Here is a 17474-nt window from a genome sequence, read left to right on the forward strand (position 1 = left end):
ACGAAGAGGTTATGGGTTTAGAAACTTCAACAATTTCAAATTAAGAAGTTTTCTGACTTGGCATTTTGCCAGCTAATTTCAGTTTATTTTACATACCATGTTCGGTAGAGCCGATTTTTTGAGCTTTTGCTCAATAGAAAGATTGCGTCTTGACGCAATTTCTGGGGATATCAAATCGGGTTTAGAACAAGTTAAATTACGTCTGCGATTTTGGCTTTCGTCGCGAGTAGGAAAGGCTATTTCCTTGCCTTCTACCTTCAGGAGCGATGCACGTTTATTGGTTTTTGCACTGAGAAACCTCTCCAATGATGAAGATGCTGCGATTCTTTCACTTTCGGCTTATTCGGCAGCTTTAAGGAGAGCATTAGCTGCTCCGGCTAGCATTTTCTTTATCGATGAAAGCCCCATTTTGTTTGAGTACGATTCAATTGCCGCTCTCGTCGGCAGGTTATGTGCTAACGGTGCGAAAGCGGGGATTAGGGTCATTCTTTCTGCACAAGACCCCGATACTATCAATACGTCTCCATCGGCGTCAAAAATTTTTCAGAACTTAACAACCCGGTTGATTGGTCGAATTCAACCAACCGCAGTTGACAGCTTTGTTGAAATTTTGAAGTATCCACGAGAGATTATTGGTCGCAATGCTACAGAAAGTTTTTTTCCTAAAAAAGAGGGTATTTACTCTCAATGGTTGTTAGATGAAAACGGCATATTCTCCTATTGCCGTTTCTATCCAAGCTACAACCTGCTGGCGACGGTTGCTAACAACCCGCAAGAACAAGCAGCTCGGAGTGCAGCTTTACGCCGCCATCCCGATAAGGACAAGTTGGTTGCTATTGCTGAATTTTCAAAAGAGCTGATTGCCAGCATTCGTGCTTCTTAAAACGTAAGAATTGAGGAATTTTATGAAGACAGTTAAAACAGTCAAGTTTGTGGTGGCAAACGGCGCGATCGCGCTCGTTCTGATTGGGGCGATTTCTACTCCAGCCGGTGCTGTGACGGTTCACGAGCAAGGTGGCAATCCTTTAGCACAGGTGTTTGAGCAGCTAAACCATCAGTTGGGTTCTTTACACTCCTATCTCGACCAGATAGTGGCTTCTAAATTAAAGCCACTGTCCGAGACTTTGGGTAGAGACATAGATGCAGCTCTTGGCGACGCGGCAGGAGTGTTGGGCTTACCCGATCCAACTAAATCTCGCATTGGAGTTGAAAAAGTTGCAACTTCCTCTGACAACTTGGTAAACCCAACTGAACGAGCTACCAACGAAGTGGATCGTCAGATTACCAGGGCTGCTGTTGATTCCACATTAGGGGAAGAGGGTCAGGAGCAGATAAAGCAGCAAGCCCTTGAGACTCAGAACTCTGTTGGTCTAGTTCAGCAACAAGCACAAGCGGCTCAAGGCGAAGTTGTCACCCAGAATGTCATGAAGCAAATTGCTCTGCAAAATGCTCAAACTGGGGCAGTGCTTGGAGCTTTAAGGGCTGATTCGTTGCAGTCAGCTCAACGTCAGGAGTTGACAAATCTCAATCTGACCAATATCTCCCGCTCGTTGGATGGTCAAAATCAAGCGAGAAACAGCGAACTGGTTGGTGCGGGATTTGACACATTCAGAACAGCAGCTCAAGCCAAATTGTTCTAAGGAGTAGATGTCACCTATGCCGTCATTTCCGTTGTTCTTTAATTTGAGCGCATTAATTATTGCTCAGGCGACTCCTGGCGCTCGCGGACAAGCTTCTAGTATTGCGGCTGATGGAGCCGCCGCTAGCGAAGCAATTAGTGCGGCAATGGATCGGCTTTGGGATGACGTGCTACGTGGCGGTTTGTATGCTGCGATCGCGCAGATGGGGGTTTTCTTTGCTGTTGGCACTCTGCTCTTATTTATGGTGCAGTGGTTCAAAGCAATGATTGAAGGAGATAACCCCCAAGCTTTTACTGAAATTATTTGGCCTATTTTAGTGATTGTCTTGCTGGCTAATCAAGCAACATTTTTATCTGCTTGTACCATCCAGCTTAGGGGCATCATTAATCAGGTTAATCAGCAAATTCTGACTTCTACTTCTGGTTCTCTGCAACTTCAAGAAGCGTATCAACAAGTAATGGGTCAAGTTGGAGGGCAAGACGCAGCTCGTTCTATTTTGAGTCAATGTGCAACCCTTGCTGACCCACAGCAACAGAATGAATGCGTTCAAAATGCGACTCGTCAAGCGGCTGATATAGCTAGCTCTGTTGGGGGACAGTCTAGCGGTGGGGAGCAAAATCCCTTTGATGCTCTAAATCCTGTAAAACAAATTGAAAATGCTACTACTACTGTATTTGCCGTAGCAGTTAGAGGATGGTTGATTGCTTTTGGAATCGCTTTCCAATGGCTCGTGGAAATTTCTTTGCTTCTGACTGGTCTTTTGGGTCCATTAGCCGTTGGTGGTTCGCTTCTTCCCGTTGGCCAAAAAGCCATTTTTGCTTGGCTAGTCGGTTTTTTTTCCGTGGCAATGGTTAAGCTTTGTTTCAACATTATTTGTGGATTGGTTGCCACTCTTGTAATTAATGCTGGAAATGCTGATTCGATGATTTTTGCTTTTGCGACTGGACTGTTAGCACCCATTCTGTCGCTGGTACTAGCAGCAGGTGGAGGCATGGCTGTTTTTAATAGCTTGTCTTCAATTGCAACTTTTGGACTTAATTCAGTTGTGCCGCGTGCCTTTAAATAAATTTTAGGAAAGTTATGATGAATTATTTAGATGAACAAACACCTTCATCCACATCCCCTTCCGCTGAAGAAAAGCGGTTGCGATTTCTTGAACGTAAACAAACTAGGTTCTCGAAAAGCGATGGTTTAGGTTTGTTTGCTCTTGGTACTTTTGGGTTGCATTTATTAACTTGTTTTGGTTTGGTATTGTTGTACGGTGCTTACTCTCAATTATCACAGAAAGCTCCCCCTTCCCTGGTGCAGCTAGATACAGGGAAAGCGATTGCAGTGGCTCCTCTAGGCAACAAAGAACGTACTCCCCAGGTGGTATCAAAATTTGTTGTTGACACCATGATACTGATGATGAATTGGTCAGGAACAAAGCCGCCAACATCCATTGAAGAAGCAACTAAACCTGTACTAGATCCAGGAGTGGATATTCGTTCAGTGGGTGGTAGAGGGAAAGTGACAACTGCTGCATGGCAGGCAGGTTTTGCTATAAGTGAAGATTTTCGTAAGGAATTTTTGCAAAAGCTAGCTGAACTTACTCCCAATGGGGTTTTCTCAGGGAATACCCAAGTAGCTTTAGTGCCTTTGGAGATTCAATCTCCTCAGAAAATTGCCGAGGGTAAGTGGAAAGTTAGGATGGTTGCTAACTTGATGGTATTTGATAAGGGCAATAATCTGGGTGAGGTTATTCCCTTCAACAAAGAAATATTTGTTCAAGCAGTCGAGGCTCCTGAATTCGAGCGCGAGCAAGCTGGGGTAGCAGCCATTATTTATCAGGTACGTTCCAGCGGCTTAGAAATTTACGCTATCCGCGATTTAATTCAGGAGAACTTGTGATGGATGGAGAAAATAAATCAAACGGCAATATAGTTTATGATCCGCTAGATGTGATAAACGGGGGTACTCAAGAATTCAATTTTGATGAATGGGATAATGCCAAACTGGCTGAGTTAGTAGATTTTGATGATACTCCAGAAATTCCCTCGGAAATCTTTTTAGAGGAGGAAAGAATTGAGGAAACAAAGCTTCCTTCGGGTACTGTTTCTCAAGCTGAATTGTTTGACTATCCAATTCAAGGAAAAACTCAGCCCAGGTTTTCTGGCAATCCTTTTGCTAAAGGTGGAGCAGTTGGTTTGGCGCTTCTAATCATTTTTGGGGGTGGAGGTCTGTTTTTAAATGCCGTTATGGGGTCGAAGCCCCAATCGGCTCCTTCTGTGGCAATATCGCCAACTCCTCAAGCAACTCCTTCTGATTTACCTTCATCCCAAGAAACAGGCAAACTCAAGACTCAGGTGGCGATAGGAAGACAAGAAGACCAGATTAAAGGTTTAGAGAAGTCTAAGGGGCCAAAAACAAATGTGGTTAAGACTAAGACCCAACAAACAGCACCACAGCCTTCTTCTCCTCCTCGTACCGCAGTACAGCAGACGTATCGTTCTCCTCGCACTGAGCCTGCGGTTCCCCGTCAATATACGCCGCCCCCTTCCCCCCGTACTTTCACCCCAACTTTGAATTCTTCTGTTCGGTCGCAGCCAGTACCTGCTGCTCCGACTCAAGGAACGTCTCCTAAATCGGTTGAACCTAAGTCGCCAAAAGAGCCTACACAACAGTTAGACCCCATGCAGCAGTGGATGGCGATGAGCCGGCTTGGCAGCTATGGCACTGGAGATGTTGGTAGTGAAAAAGCTTCCAGCGCGACTAATCCTCTTGGCACTACTTCTGCTGAGCCGATAAGAACTGCAAATGCTGCCCCGCCTTTAGTAACAATCCCTCGCGCTATCCCGGTGGTATCAGCAACTGATGGAGTTGTTGCATCGGGTGTGCCGTTCCCATCTACGGCGCTACCCCCGGAGTCAAGCGCTAAGAAGCCGAGCTTACAGACACCGACATCTCCGCTCAACCCAGAAAATAGGAAGCCATCGACTTCGGTACCGTCGCCAGTCACGGTTCCCCAGGAAGGAGCGATACCAACGGGGCGCAACGCTTACGCATCTTCCTCATCGGCACCGACACTCGTTCAAGTTGAGTCTAAAGCCGCCTCGACTCAGATTAATCCGGCTGAAGAAGCAAGCATTCTTAGTGGTGTACCAGTGCGTCGGTTGACAGTGGGGGGTATGGCTCAAGGGCAGTTGGTAACGCCAGTGATTTGGGCAGGGGATGAGGCAAGTACTGCAACTAAGCCTGCTCAACAGAATGCAGTGGGAGAAAAGTTCATTGTGCAACTACAACAACCACTGGTTGACAAAGATGGTTCTGTAGCTATGCCTGCTGGCACTCAAATTGTCGCGGCTGTGGTCGAGGTTAATCAGTCAGGGCTGGCAGTCCTGAATGTGACACGGGCTGTGATTGATGGTCAAGAGTATGTCTTGCCGCCAGGGTCTATCAACATTCGCGGAAACGATGGTCAGCCGCTAATGGCTCAAAGGTGGGGTGATAAAGGACCAGCGATCGCTTCAGGCGATATTACTACGTTTTTATTTGGGGCTGCAAGTAAGGTAGGTCAGGTTTTAACCCAGCCTGATACTCAATCATCTACATCAGTGAATGGGTATGGTTTTAGTTCTTCTACCACAAGTAGCAGTGGAGACCGCAATATTCTTGGTGCGGTTTTGGATGGTGGCTTTACACCGCTTACACAGCAAATTCTGAAGCGCAACGAGCGTGGGCTAGAAGAAATTATGTCTCGTCCGAATGTTTGGTATGTCCGTGCTGGTACGACTGTCCAGGTGTTTGTCAACCAATCGTTTGAGTTTTGAGTTATGAAAACTAGATTTCGACTTGAAAAAATTGCGACTGCTCTGTGTTTAACAGGATTAAGCTGTTGTAATGGCGGGTCTGGACTTCCAGCCTTGGCAGATGCCAGCATATCAACAACTTCGGTGAGGCGTGTTTCGACCAGTGAAGCCACAGGGCAACAAGGGCAACCACCTAGAATTGAATTATCGCCAGGATATGGGGTCAACATCAGTTTTATTCCTACTGGCGAGACCGTTGAGAAAGTTTGGTTTGACAACCCTGCTTTCGCCACGCTGGATGTGGATGGTTGTTTGATAGGTCTGGGTGGTGAGCAGCAGCAATCTCAAAACTGCCAAGTTTCGGGAGCAACTGTGTTGCACTTGCGGCGCATCAACCCGCTGGATTTTCCTAATTTGCCCAAGACGAATAGCACGTTGCTGACAGTTATTACTCATGGCCCAGATGGACGCCGCGTATATATCTTCCAGGTGGCGAAGGGCGGTAATACCCCTCAATACTACACCGTTGAGGTTACGCCTCCCACGTCAACTGCCTCCACGACAAGGTACAGGTCAGTTGTTGAGTCAGTAACGGACTGGCAGCTCCTCAATCGCGGGCTAACAGTTGCCCAACACAAGCGCCTAGTCCAACCAAGCCAACCACTATTTGGGCGAATTCAGAATTTCTTAGCAATAGTAAAAGCGGGTGAGCAAATCGAATCAGCCGCTAGAGTATCGGGAATCTCTCTAAATTTAGTCAGGCGTTTAGAGGAGTTGGGAAGAGCCTATAACCCAGTTCCAGCGCCTGCACCTGTTCCTTCTGTTCCTTCTTCGTTAGAACCCCAAAATCCGTCAATGCCTGTGCGCGTCGAAAGTTAATTTAAGCGGTCATCCTGCTATAGATGCACAGCTAAAAAGTTTTGAATAAATCCATAACAGTCATGTTTTACCATCATTTATTTCGGCATTTTTACTGGGTGGTAACTGGTCTTCTTCTATCACTATTTATTTCGGGATTACCTTTTCAAACCAACGAACTAATAGGAAATCGAGCTGTTGCTGTTACTTCGTCTGCCAGTCCCGTTCCTACAACCCCTTGGCAAAATACTCAGTTGCCAGACTGGAACCAAATCACTTTTAGCAATCTTCCAGGCATAGAACAGAGCGGTTCTTTTGAAGCCCCACCTGAAGTGGCTGATAAGTTGAATTACGATCCATCCCGTTCGTGGACGGCGGGGCAGAGACCCGACCAGTACGCGAAGCTGGGTGACTTTCAGGATGGCTTCAAGTTGCAAAACTTTAATCTCCAGACCATTGCTTCAAAGACTAGCTTGGATTTGTCGGCAATTAGTTTAAAAGATTTTGGACTAATGAAGCTCCAAACCTTGGATAGTTTGGTAAAGGCTATTCCTACTTTGCCGGAGTTACCCATTCAAGAGGTCAAACCAGTTCTCGATTTGCTCTCAAGCCAACTGAATACTGACTTTAATCCTAATCAGACAATTAGTCAGCTTTTGCAGCAATCTCCTATTTTGGGTCAGTTAGAATTTTCTACTTTGCCTTTGGAGAAGTATGACCTGGATGCTATTCCAGGATTAAATAGCACATCCCTCGGTTCTTTCAAGGATTGGCAGGGGATTAATATCAACCAAATTCCAGGGTTATCGGATGTGCCTTTTTCTCAATTCCCTTCACCTGCTACGAGCGTGGGAGCAGATGTGGGAATTGTAGACATTGCTTTTGCTACCTTAGAGCAGCAGCGCTCTCGCACAATTTCCGGTAGCGATGTTGAAGGGTTTAATGTTCGCTGTGACAAGGAGTGCGCCCATGTTGAGCTATCTGGTAATGCTCAGATTTTGGGTACGCAGTGGGTTAGCGGTAAGTATCAACAAGTGCGGGGTGGTCATGGTGTTTTGTCCTCCGTCAATGGTGGCAAAGAGCCGACCGGCAGACACCCTTTTGGCGACGCTTTTAAGGTTGTTGTGTGGGATATATCAGAGCCTTTAGGGACAATGACACAGGCTTTATTCTTCCGCATCTGCATTCGCTCAGGGCTTGTGGATCTAGGATGTACGCCTTACTTCATTGGCCCGGTGCCTTGGTTGACCTATCGGGAGATGGACCCCATTTTCTTAGGCTCAGTTGATGTGCAACCATCTAGTTCTGTTTCAACTCCAACTGGTGTTAAGGACGATCTCGGATCGTCAACATTCCAGATTCAAGGTAACAACACTGCAAATTCTAACTTGGCTTTTTTACGGTCTTCTGGTGCTGGAGATTGCAAAAAGCAGCAGCAAGGTGTAGTGCTGGATGCGTTCTCCATAGCTGTTTCCAATATTGAAGGCAATTATGACTCTGTTGGTGCGTATGTGTGCGATAGAGTTGGTAATTGCGGTCGTGGCTTGGGAACCAAACAGTTTATGTCGTACCGCCCCGATGTGCGATCGCAGATTTTAGCCAAATCGGGTGGTAAGGAGTTTCTAGCCAGAGTGGATAGTGGCGCTCCTATTGGTGGTCAGGAAATGCTTATCTATTTCCCTCCTTCCGAGCAAAAGGCTTTGTTTGATTCTGATGCTACAGAATTACTTGATAGGGCTGGGGGGCAAATCGATCCTACTACAGGACTTCCTTTTACCGGCGATCGCTTGATTCAACGGGTGGCTCAGATGCATTTTGGTGGCTCTGGTATACCGATTGACGCAAGCGTGAGTGATACGAATGGAAAGCTCACCGTGAAAACTTATGGGGAAAGAGCAGCTAGTAATTATCAACAAGCCTTACAAGAGTTGGGGTGTTAGGAGGTGAAGTTATGCTGTCATGGTTGAAGTTGAACCGATTAAATTTTTTCCCTTCAGTAACGTCAAAGATAATTCTTGCTGTTGTTTTCCTTTTCTTCTTAATTGGTTTTGTTTCTGTTTTGGCTTTTAGTCCCAAGGAGTCACTAATTTCTTGGGAAGAAGTTAATGTTGCGCCTTCGGCATTAGTTCGGGCTGCTGTACGACAGAATTATCTTGGTTTCAAAACAGAAAAGCCTTTGAACCAAAATCAAATTAAGGTATTGAAAGTTCCGAGCAAAGGAGCTGGAGACCTTTATGCTATAGATTTCAACACTCCTTATCTGTGTGGTTCTGGTGGCTGTCTGTACGCGGTTTACACTCCAGAAGGCAGGTCAGTTCTAAGCCTGTTGCTCAATTCAAAGCTACCAAAGGGAACTCCTTTATTCTCTATAGGTGAGCAAACACGCAACGGCTTTCCCTGTTTAGTGATAGCTCAACCCCAGGTTGAAGAGGAGACAGTTTCTCGAAGCCGTTACTGCTATGAAGGAAGGGGATTTACTCTAGTTAACTCTTCAGTTACTAAAGGCGGTGCGTGATGAAATCAATTTCTTTCAATCAGGTATTGTTAGCACAAACTCCTACTCAGAATGTGCAATCTACTGGAAACCAGTTGCTTGCTTCGTTGAAGTCTCAATCCGGTTTGACATTGTTAGCGTGTCTAGCAGCTGTAGTAGCTTTTCAGGTAATAAGAGGAGGGGCAAAAAAAGGCAAGATTGCTACCAGTTACTGGGGTGGTGGCAAGGAGAAGGCGATCGCTGCCAAAAAAGCTAAAAAGCAGATGACGAAGGTATCCCGTAACAACGTTGCCCTGTACGTTGGCACACCATCCCAGATGCGCCAGCGGCTGGCATCGGAGTGGCTTAAGTTAGGGTTGGTTCAACCGTCACATACACCCGTCTGGCAGAAGCACCTGGGTAAGTTTTTACATAGCGAGCCTACTCTGTATGTTCCAGATGCCCAGCGGGGAATTGCTGCCATCGGTGCGGCAGGTTCGGGAAAAACCTTCTCAGTCATCGATCCGCTCATCCGCTCAGGCTTAGACCAGGGCTTTCCAATGTGCCTGTATGACTTTAAGTATCCGGCTCAAACTAAACGAGCTGTAGCTTATGCCATGAAGCGGGGCTACACAGTGCGGGTGTTTGCGCCTGGATTCCCTGAAAGCGAGATTTGCAATCCGCTTGATTTGTTGAAGGATGAAGAGGATGCGATCGCAGCAGGCCAGTTGTCCTCTGTGATCAACCGCAATTTTGACCGTGCTGGTGGTAATGCCAGTAGTGACAAGTTTTTCGAGGAGGCTGGCGATAGCTTAATTGAAGGCATCTTGCTGGTGACTAAAGCGATTAAAACTCTCACTGGCGACGATAAATACTGTGACCTGATGATGGCTCAAGCCATATTGAGCTTGGATCGGTTGCCCCAGCGTCTTGAGGTAGCATCTAGGGGTCAGCTAAAAATTTGGACAACCCGACCGCTTTCTCAACTGATTAGCGTGAAAGATTCTGATAAAACCGTAGCATCTATTATTGGTACGGCTCAAAGAATTTTTCAACGCTTCCTTAAAAAAGATTTTGTGGGGGCGTTCTGTGGCAAGACTACCTTACCCCTAGATTTAGATGGCAAGCAGTTGATTATCTTTGGGCTAGACCGCAATAATCGAGACATTGTAGGGCCGCTGCTGGCTGCCATTTTACACATGGTAGTGTCTCGGAATGTATCGCGGACGGTTCCCCGTAAGGACCCTTTGATAGTGGCACTGGATGAGTTGCCTACTTTGTATTTGCCAGCTTTAGTAAATTGGCTCAACGAGAACCGAGAAGACGGTTTTTGTGGAATTTTGGGCTTTCAAAATGTCAGCCAGTTAGAGAAAGCTTATGGTAAGGAACTAGCTCAGGCAATTTTAGGAGGCGTGGCAACTAAGTTTATTTTCAACCCACAAGATCCGGCTTCAGCGAAGTTGTTTGCTGATTACCTGGGCGAGCAGGAAATTAACTTTCAGTCTAAATCTAGAAGCACTGGCAAGGGGGGTGCAACTAGGTCATTTAACGAGCAAAATCAAAAGCGGTTTCTTCTGGAGCCAGCGCAGTTTGTCAAAATGGCTACTGGCAAAGCGGTGATTATTAACCCGGCTTATGTTCGCTCTAGCGAAGCTTATATTCCTCTATTTCAATCTGTCAAGGTTCCCCAGTCTGATATCGATGAGCAGACTTGGTCAGAAAAGAAATGGGATCTAATTCGGTCTCGTTTGATTCAATCAAATTGTTTTGGCGTTACTGACGAAGAGCGAACCAAGCAGTTTGAGGAGCGTAGAGCGTTGGCTGAGAGGTTATTTCCAGCGGAGCTAGATGCACCGACTGCTCCAACGATTGAAGAACTGAGTACAGTTTTCTAAGAGGTTTTTTTGTGTTAGAGCAGTTACCAGATCGGGTCTGTAGTGTTTTGTCAAAATATCCCCAGTGGGAAAAGAACGTTGAGCAAGCTCTCACGAAGTCGCCTTTTGACTTGGATTACTCTGCCTCTGTCATTGAGATATTCGATCAGCAGGGTTTACTGGGTGGTATAGCTTGGGGTATTTGCTATGAAACACAGAGGCTGAAGGAACACCCCTCTGAGTTTATAGCTTGGTATTTGGATTGGGAGTTAGGTTTATTTTATGTAGACAGTGAAGTTGTCTTAAATCGGCTTATTTTAATGTCAGCGTCTTCCGCTATTTTGTCTTGTTTATAACAGGTGGTGTGAGATGTCTATTTTTACAGTTTCTCAGGGTGATGCAGCGTCTTTACAACACCAGTATCAACAGATTGTTGATACTTTGTTGCGAGAGTTGGTCAATCAACAAAAAACTTCGAGGCGAAATGAGAATCAGTCAGACATTCGGGTCATTGACGCAGATAGAGTTGTTTGCGGTCAGGTAGACAATGAGTTTCGATATGAACTTACACCTAAATTAATTGGTCAATTAGAGCGATTAAAATCTACTCCAGTTGGAGGGGTAGTTGAAGGGGCTGTTTCTAAGATTGTTGAAGTGGATGGTCAGATTGTTTTGCAGTCTGATGAGACCGGGAAAGTCGTTGTTAATGGCTTATTAGAAAAAGCCCGTGTAGCAGAGCCGGTAGCTTTGCAAGAGCAAGTAGGGTTGGAGCCTTTAGAAGAGGATAGTTTTAGTTTTTATAAAGAAGAATGGCTGCAACAATTTTTAGAAGAAGTTTCAACGCACTCTTCAGATATTCCGGTTCTAAAACCAGAACAGCAAATTGTATCTAATTCACAAGAAGTAGCAGTTAGTAGAGATTTCGATGCTCCATCTCCACCGCCTCCACCATCGAATGGACGAAGTGTATCTCCTGCCCCGACTCCACCGTCTTCAGTATCTAAAACTTCAACAGAACGTGAGGGGGGGTTAGCTAGAGTAGCTGCTTCTGTTGCCAAATTGCCAGAGGGTGAAACCAAACAGCTGATCTCTTCTCAATTGGCTGAGATGATCTCTGCTTTGCAGCTAGAAAAGCAGCAGCTGTCTCAAATACGAGCTTCTTTACAAAAGGAACAGCAACAGCAGCGGCAGGCTTTAGAGGGGATGCACTCTGAGTTCCAGTTGGCACAATTGCAACAGAGGCAGATTCTTAAGGATTTGGTTCGCCAGCGTGTGGCACAGCCTTTGGAGCCTGCTTGGTGGCAAAAGCCTGGGAGAGCAATAAGTCAGGCGTGGGCTACCTGGCAGGAGCGATCGCAAGATCATTCTGCGGCACTGGCACTCAAGAAACTGTTTCATTCTCAAGTGCCTCCTGAAGGTCGAGTGTATCAGGCAGAAAACTATACCATCCAGCGCCGGGGGCGCTCCTATACCCTCATGGATAAGTCTGGAGCGAAGTCTTTGATGCAGTTTCATTCAACTTCAATGGGAGTTCGTGTGGACAGAGAAAGCGTGCAGCTATCTCCTTCTCAATATCGGGATCTCATACAGCTCCAGAAGCAGCAGTCTATGGGCGAGCAGCCTAGTGGTGGCTTGGCACCTGTGGGAGGACGAGAAACAGAATATCTAACCCGTGTTAATGCAATTACTAATGCCTTGGTTGAATATGCAAAAGAAACTGGTTCAAAAGTGCAGGTGGATGGCAAGTTTGCCTATAGATGGACGGCAACGCCGGACGGGAACGTGAGAATTGATGCCAAAGATGAGCGGGGTACGTTGCATGTCAAAGTTCAGGGAAAAATGTTTTCCCGGATGAGCGATCGCGATTTGACTTATTTTGAACAGACGTTGCCGATTTTGAAGGGTGAACGTAGTGCTAATTCAAGGGCAACGCAGAGGCAGAAAGTCGGCGTGAATTGGGAAAGAACTTAAGTGGGAGACGAAAGTAATGCCTGCTAACAGTAGTATTTGCACTTTGAATATTTCACCAGAAGCGAAGGAGATTTTGCGCTTTGAGCCAGAGATTGCTGCGTCCGTAGTTAAGGCGCGATCGCTGCCATCTTACAAAGCTGGTTATCGCCCAACGGTGGTGGAACTTCTATTAGATGATTTGCCCTATGTGCGTACTGTGTGTGGAGAACCTGTTTATATACGTCCATGCCGACCTAATTACGACCCCCCATTTTGGGAAATAAAGTTTGATGGACAGATGGCGCTTTTTGTGGTCAAAGGGGGGGAGGTTATTGTTAACCGGATTGCTGAAGTGGCTGATTGGTTGGTTGGTTTGGGATTGTTAGGTTCTGCTCTGCATTTGGTACAGGAGAGGAGAGTAAGTGATGGCCCTCTTAAGTCGCCGTGTTGATGAATTTATAAAGACACTTGCTCCCAAAGGTACTCCGGTTCGGATTCAGATGGGAACAAGTGGGCGAATAGTCTATGGGCAGATGGCATCCGGTGAGGAGCGACAAGAGCTTAATGAGGAGCGTCTTGCTACTTTGATTGATGCTGTGCGCCAGCCAGCGTCACCCGTCATTGAGCAGAATTACTCAAACAAGCGCCCCGCTATAGCCATACTTGTTGATGGTAATACTGTTTTTCGTCAGGAGCGGGATGGTGTTGTTTCTGTTAATGATGTGCTTCAGCCTCAGATTGAATCAGTACAACTCGAATCCGAACCCAAACCTGCCAGCATTAATCAACCGGAAATTGGTTTGACGGCTCAGGTGACTCCCCAAATGTTTGCTCAGGTTGAAGTTGCAAGTGAAGAGAAGACACAGCCAGCGGATTTAAGTTTTCTTACTGAGCGATCGCGTTCCTTGTTGGGGTTGGTGAAAGAGGTTTCTCTGACACCAGCGCAAGCCTTAGCTCACTTGGAGCATGATGCCGCTTTTTGGGAAGCTTCCCAGTTACCTGAAAGTGAGCCGTTAGTTTCAGAGCGAAGGCATTTAGCTTCGCAGCTTCGTGAGGCGGCTGTGGTGCCAGATGACGGTTATCGTCAAAATTTGGAGCAACAAAACCAGCAGGTATCTGAACAAAAGTCTCAGGCTTTTGGTGTTTTGGCGGTAGTGGCTCGTTTGACCGAAGCATTGCCTGTTTCTAATACAAAACAACTGGTAACTGACTGGGTAAACCAAACGACTGCTGGGGTGAAAGAAGTTTCTGATAAAGCTGTTGAAAAGGGGCGAGAACTTCAATTTTCCTTGACCGAGGTTCGTTCTAAATCTGAAGAGTTACTGGGTACTGTTAGTTCCCATCTTGAATCGGTTAAGTCAACTTTGCGGGAGCAGCAGGTAGCCTCTATTGCCAGTAAGTTGTTCAAATATTATCAAAATGAATTGTTAAAATCGCCTTCTAGCGAAGCTGAAAAAGACTACAAAAATGCTAGAGGCGTGGGTTATACTATTCGCTCTGTTGGTCGGAATGCTTATGAAATCTATAAGACGGGGCAAGAGGATAAACTGCTAATGCGGTTTAAGGAAACCGCTTGGGGATATAAGGTTTTGTCAAAAGATGAGGACTTTGATAGAAGCAACTATCCTGATTTTGTTAAAACTCAGGAGAAGTTAAAGCGTTTGGGAATTGAAGAGTTATTTCCTGATGCGGGTTACAAGCACTGGGATCAGTTTGCCCCGGATCTATCTGGTAGTAAAAAACAGTTATCAATGGCTTTGGAGTAGAGCTGATGAAATTGCAGGAGTTGGGATTATTAACTGATTCTTGGTCGCGGGTTGTTTCAGTTCAATCGCAACTACTTGAACGTGCTGCCACCTTAGGGTGGATCGATCGTAATTTTGCTGCTCCCAGGAATCTGCCTGTATTTTTGTGGAATTTGGGTCAGAGGAAGTTCAAGCAACTTAAGCACTCTGGGGACGCTTGTTATATTCAATCAAATCCTATCTGCGATACGTTTGATTTGCCTGGAATTGATTATCTTCAGGTTCTCGACTTTATCGTCGATTATGACATAAATGGAGTATTTGTGGTAGAAAACTTGCAGTCTTTGATGGTTCTGACATCAACATCGGATAGTTTATCTCGCGAATCTGCACAAAAACTTAGTTCTCAGCTAGTCAATATTTTTTATGAATTTAAGGTAAGTTATAAACAAAAGTATTTGCTTCTGCTTGGCACGGATGGTGTTGAGTTAGCAGCAGGGTTGGCTGGTATTATTCCTGAAGTTTGGAAACCACTTCCGACTTTAAAGGAACTTAACTGTTTTTTATCTAGATTTCTGCCGACACTGGCTCAGTTATCTGCCTGGAACACTGAGTTTGATATAGATTCACTTTCTGTTGCAGCTTCGGGTCTGACGTTTGAAGAAATTAAGATTGGGCTGCGTTTAGGTGTCAATCGGAATGATGGCAATGAGACGTTGTTAAAGCAGTTTTTATTGGACTATAAAGTTGAGCGCTTGCGGGGGTACGGTTTAGAGTTTATTGGTAAACCCAATGTTCCGGATTTTGGTGGGTTGGATCGGCTAAAAGAAGCACTCAAAGAGGTCAAGTCAGACTATTCTCCAAAGGCACGAGAATCTAATATCCCTCTTCCCAAAGGCTGGTTGCTTGTGGGTCCACCCGGCACGGGTAAGACACTGGCAGCTAAGGTGAGCGCGAGAGAACTGGGATTTCCGCTAATCAGTGTGGATGTGGGGGCAGTTTCTAGCGAAGGTGCTGCTTACTTAAAGCGTTTGATAGACCGGGTAGAAGCCTGCGCCCCAGCGGTAGTTTATTTTGATGAATTCGATAAATTGTTCGCGGCTTCTTCTAATACTGGAGAAGATGCAAGTTCAAGAGCGTTGCTTGGGTTACTGCTGACCTGGCTACAGGAGAAGCAGTCTATTACCTTTGTGGTTGCTACACTAAATCGGTTAAAAGCACTCCCTCCAGAGTTGACTAGGGTGGGTCGATTTGATGAGATTTTTTACGTTGGGTTCCCCCAGGCAGTTGAGCGCAAGCAGATTTTGTCTCTCCATGCGTCGCGGTTTGATGAGCGCTACAAGCATGGGGATGGGCCTTTGACCCAATCGGAGTGGAAGATAACGCTCGCTAAAACAGTTAATTGCACAGGTGCCGAGCTACAAAGAATTGTTGAAAAGGCAGCACGGAAACTTTTTCATGAGGGGCGTCCGGTTCAAATTGGTATGAAGGAAATTTTGGAGCAGCGGGAAGCCATTACCCCATTGTACGTTCGTGACCCCGATCGGGTAATAGCGATTGAGAATGAGGCTCGTTATATATGTCGTCCAGCGTCAAGCGAGGACAACAGTATCTATGCTCCGCCAATTACTAGCTTCTGGGGAGAGCTGTCAAATGACCAATGAATTGAAGAACCGAGAATCGCTTAGATGGTTGGATAGGCTGGGTGTTCTACTGGGTGCATCCCTCTTGCTTTGCTCGTAGGGAGGTATTGCGATCGCCCAAGCTTCAAGACAACCTCAGTTCTTGCCAGCGGGGGCTAAGTTGGTTGTAGGTCAGCAGACGGTAATGCTAGAAATGGCTCAGACTCCATCCCAGCAGGCTAGGGGACTCATGTATCGCCGTTCTCTGCCTTCGGCGAAGGGAGTGTTGTTTCCCGTGCAGCCGCCGCGCCCAGTGAAGTTCTGGATAAAAAATTTGGAGATGCCCTTGGATGTGGTTTTTGTGCGGGACGGGCAAGCGATCGCGATCGCCCACAGAGTACCTGCTTGTCAGGCGAATCCTTGTCCTTTGTATGAGACGGATATCATGGTAGATTCCGTTGTTGAGCTGTCGGCTGGTGAGGCAAGTTCTTTGGGCTTATTTATAGGCAAGCCGCTGGTTATTCAGCCCTTACCGTCGCGGGAGGTTTGATGTTTATGCCATAGCCTTTGAGCGAAGCCTGCGTTCTTGTATCGAGTAAGGTTTTGTGGCTGTTTCAATTTGTTGAGGAATATTTTCTTTGGCACATGCTTTGAGAATAGCTGCGGCTTTACCGTTGCCGCGACAGGCAAAAAACTCCCATATCGTTAGCCAATCATCAAGGCTGAGGCTTTCTACTATTTTTGACCCTTCTGAGGTCTGAATGCTGCATTGTTTTGATAATCCAGAGTATCCTCTTTTCTTCAATCTCTCTAGTTTATTGGCGCAGTTAGGGAGTTGTATCAGCCAGTTAGGGAAAAGTCCTATGATAGTTAATCCTGCCAAAAAGCTGATGCGATATTCTTTATTAGGTAATATCAGCACTTCTAGCTGTAGCCCATCCTGTATTTTTAAGACTACGGCTTTGGCTAGAACAGGAGTTTTTTCATTTTTGTGAGTTGCTTCTGTTAGTGATAACTGGCTGTAGGTTTGTTCTTCTGGGTGCTCCAAGGATTCTATTAGATTTTCCCATTCTATTTGGCTGAATCGCTGTGGTATTTGGTTATTATTTAACAGATGTTGGCAGTAGGTTACAACAGACGCGGATAGGGGATAGACAACGATTTTTTTGCGGTTGGGTAGTTGTACGGCTATGCTAGTTAGTCTATTTAACTCAAAAAAAGCCTTGACATATTTTTTAGGTTGTCCCGTTGTTAGAGATATTTGGCGTTCGCTCATTACAAGCTCTCCATTTGGAAGTTGGTAAGCAGCCCAAGAGAACTGTTTGTACCGCCAACGAGCTAATTTGACTAGCGGTGTTGGAGTGCTTTGTGATATTTCATAATTAGCAACTTCCGGGAATAGATTCGTTATCAGGACTTACGCAACTGTCACAAGCAATGGCGCTTGCACTCTCGCCAAGTACCCAAAAACTTAAACGATAAACATGGGAATGTCCGGACGTTTTAGTTGTTGAACTAAATAAT

The 17474-nt window shown here is 45.9% G+C and carries 15 protein-coding genes and 1 pseudogene; 15 read left to right on the forward strand and 1 reads right to left on the reverse strand.

What is annotated here, in order from left to right; all coding sequences use genetic code 11:
- Positions 1 to 112: 112 nt before the first annotated feature.
- The 15 genes and pseudogenes from H6F74_RS28100 to H6F74_RS28170 all read left to right on the forward strand — a co-directional run.
- Positions 113 to 883, forward strand: a pseudogene (locus tag H6F74_RS28100) (hypothetical protein); the annotation flags it as partial.
- Between the two features lie 22 nt (positions 884 to 905).
- Positions 906 to 1640, forward strand: coding sequence for a hypothetical protein (locus tag H6F74_RS28105; protein WP_190445397.1), 735 nt, complete (start codon positions 906 to 908; stop codon positions 1638 to 1640).
- A 16-nt stretch (positions 1641 to 1656) separates the two neighbouring features.
- Positions 1657 to 2706: a hypothetical protein gene (locus H6F74_RS28110; protein ID WP_206756372.1), complete on the forward strand. Its 1050-nt coding sequence runs from the start codon at positions 1657 to 1659 to the stop codon at positions 2704 to 2706.
- A 14-nt stretch (positions 2707 to 2720) separates the two neighbouring features.
- On the forward strand, positions 2721 to 3530 hold the full coding sequence (locus H6F74_RS28115; RefSeq protein WP_199301708.1) for a hypothetical protein: 810 nt from the start codon (positions 2721 to 2723) through the stop codon (positions 3528 to 3530).
- Entirely contained in the window at positions 3530 to 5449 is a 1920-nt protein-coding gene (locus H6F74_RS28120) for a TrbI/VirB10 family protein (RefSeq protein ID WP_190445398.1), read from the forward strand. The genes H6F74_RS28115 and H6F74_RS28120 overlap by 1 nt, the downstream gene beginning before the upstream one ends.
- A gap of 3 nt (positions 5450 to 5452) precedes the next feature.
- Positions 5453 to 6307, forward strand: coding sequence for a hypothetical protein (locus H6F74_RS28125; protein WP_190445399.1), 855 nt, complete (start codon positions 5453 to 5455; stop codon positions 6305 to 6307).
- A gap of 41 nt (positions 6308 to 6348) precedes the next feature.
- A complete protein-coding gene (locus H6F74_RS28130; RefSeq protein WP_199301709.1) occupies positions 6349 to 8226 on the forward strand; it encodes a hypothetical protein in 1878 nt (625 codons plus the stop codon).
- A gap of 11 nt (positions 8227 to 8237) precedes the next feature.
- Positions 8238 to 8801 carry a hypothetical protein gene (locus tag H6F74_RS28135; RefSeq protein ID WP_190445400.1) on the forward strand — a complete coding sequence of 188 codons (564 nt, stop codon included), beginning with the start codon at positions 8238 to 8240 and terminating at the stop codon, positions 8799 to 8801.
- Entirely contained in the window at positions 8801 to 10654 is a 1854-nt protein-coding gene (locus tag H6F74_RS28140; RefSeq protein WP_190445401.1) for a type IV secretion system DNA-binding domain-containing protein, read from the forward strand. The genes H6F74_RS28135 and H6F74_RS28140 overlap by 1 nt, the downstream gene beginning before the upstream one ends.
- An 11-nt stretch (positions 10655 to 10665) precedes the next feature.
- Positions 10666 to 10989: a hypothetical protein gene (locus H6F74_RS28145; RefSeq protein WP_190445402.1), complete on the forward strand. Its 324-nt coding sequence runs from the start codon at positions 10666 to 10668 to the stop codon at positions 10987 to 10989.
- Between the two features lie 13 nt (positions 10990 to 11002).
- Complete coding sequence (locus tag H6F74_RS28150; protein WP_190445403.1) at positions 11003 to 12604, forward strand: hypothetical protein; 1602 nt, start codon at positions 11003 to 11005, stop codon at positions 12602 to 12604.
- A 16-nt stretch (positions 12605 to 12620) separates the two neighbouring features.
- A complete protein-coding gene (locus H6F74_RS28155; protein ID WP_190445404.1) occupies positions 12621 to 13034 on the forward strand; it encodes a hypothetical protein in 414 nt (137 codons plus the stop codon).
- Complete coding sequence (locus H6F74_RS28160) at positions 13009 to 14349, forward strand: hypothetical protein (protein ID WP_190445405.1); 1341 nt, start codon at positions 13009 to 13011, stop codon at positions 14347 to 14349. Before H6F74_RS28155 ends, H6F74_RS28160 begins: the two co-directional genes overlap by 26 nt.
- Positions 14350 to 14354: 5 nt before the next feature.
- Positions 14355 to 15992, forward strand: coding sequence for an ATP-binding protein (locus H6F74_RS28165; protein ID WP_190445406.1), 1638 nt, complete (start codon positions 14355 to 14357; stop codon positions 15990 to 15992).
- Positions 15993 to 16164: 172 nt separating this feature from the next.
- Entirely contained in the window at positions 16165 to 16500 is a 336-nt protein-coding gene (locus H6F74_RS28170) for a DUF192 domain-containing protein (protein WP_190445407.1), read from the forward strand.
- 3 nt (positions 16501 to 16503) lie between these two features.
- On the opposite strand, the gene H6F74_RS28175 is transcribed toward H6F74_RS28170, so the two are convergent.
- Positions 16504 to 17226 (reverse strand): hypothetical protein, encoded by a 723-nt coding sequence (locus tag H6F74_RS28175; RefSeq protein ID WP_199301711.1) that lies wholly within the window; start codon positions 17224 to 17226, stop codon positions 16504 to 16506.
- Positions 17227 to 17474 lie beyond the last annotated feature (248 nt).

This window comes from Trichocoleus sp. FACHB-90 (assembly GCF_014695505.1).
GTDB classification, from domain to species: domain Bacteria; phylum Cyanobacteriota; class Cyanobacteriia; order Cyanobacteriales; family FACHB-T130; genus Funiculus; species Funiculus sociatus.

Excerpts from the sequence above, each read along its gene's own strand:
- H6F74_RS28105 (WP_190445397.1), top strand. The coding sequence starts at position 906 with ATGAAGACAGTTAAAACAGTCAAGTTTGTGGTGGCAAACGGCGCGATC.
- H6F74_RS28110 (WP_206756372.1), top strand. The coding sequence starts at position 1,657 with ATGCCGTCATTTCCGTTGTTCTTTAATTTGAGCGCATTAATTATTGCT.
- H6F74_RS28115 (WP_199301708.1), top strand. The coding sequence starts at position 2,721 with ATGATGAATTATTTAGATGAACAAACACCTTCATCCACATCCCCTTCC.
- H6F74_RS28120 (WP_190445398.1), top strand. The coding sequence starts at position 3,530 with ATGGATGGAGAAAATAAATCAAACGGCAATATAGTTTATGATCCGCTA.
- H6F74_RS28125 (WP_190445399.1), top strand. The coding sequence starts at position 5,453 with ATGAAAACTAGATTTCGACTTGAAAAAATTGCGACTGCTCTGTGTTTA.
- H6F74_RS28135 (WP_190445400.1), top strand. The coding sequence starts at position 8,238 with ATGCTGTCATGGTTGAAGTTGAACCGATTAAATTTTTTCCCTTCAGTA.
- H6F74_RS28140 (WP_190445401.1), top strand. The coding sequence starts at position 8,801 with ATGAAATCAATTTCTTTCAATCAGGTATTGTTAGCACAAACTCCTACT.
- H6F74_RS28150 (WP_190445403.1), top strand. The coding sequence starts at position 11,003 with ATGTCTATTTTTACAGTTTCTCAGGGTGATGCAGCGTCTTTACAACAC.
- H6F74_RS28155 (WP_190445404.1), top strand. The coding sequence starts at position 12,621 with ATGCCTGCTAACAGTAGTATTTGCACTTTGAATATTTCACCAGAAGCG.
- H6F74_RS28160 (WP_190445405.1), top strand. The coding sequence starts at position 13,009 with ATGGCCCTCTTAAGTCGCCGTGTTGATGAATTTATAAAGACACTTGCT.
- H6F74_RS28165 (WP_190445406.1), top strand. The coding sequence starts at position 14,355 with ATGAAATTGCAGGAGTTGGGATTATTAACTGATTCTTGGTCGCGGGTT.
- H6F74_RS28170 (WP_190445407.1), top strand. The coding sequence starts at position 16,165 with ATGGCTCAGACTCCATCCCAGCAGGCTAGGGGACTCATGTATCGCCGT.
- H6F74_RS28175 (WP_199301711.1), bottom strand. The coding sequence starts at position 17,226 with ATGAGCGAACGCCAAATATCTCTAACAACGGGACAACCTAAAAAATAT.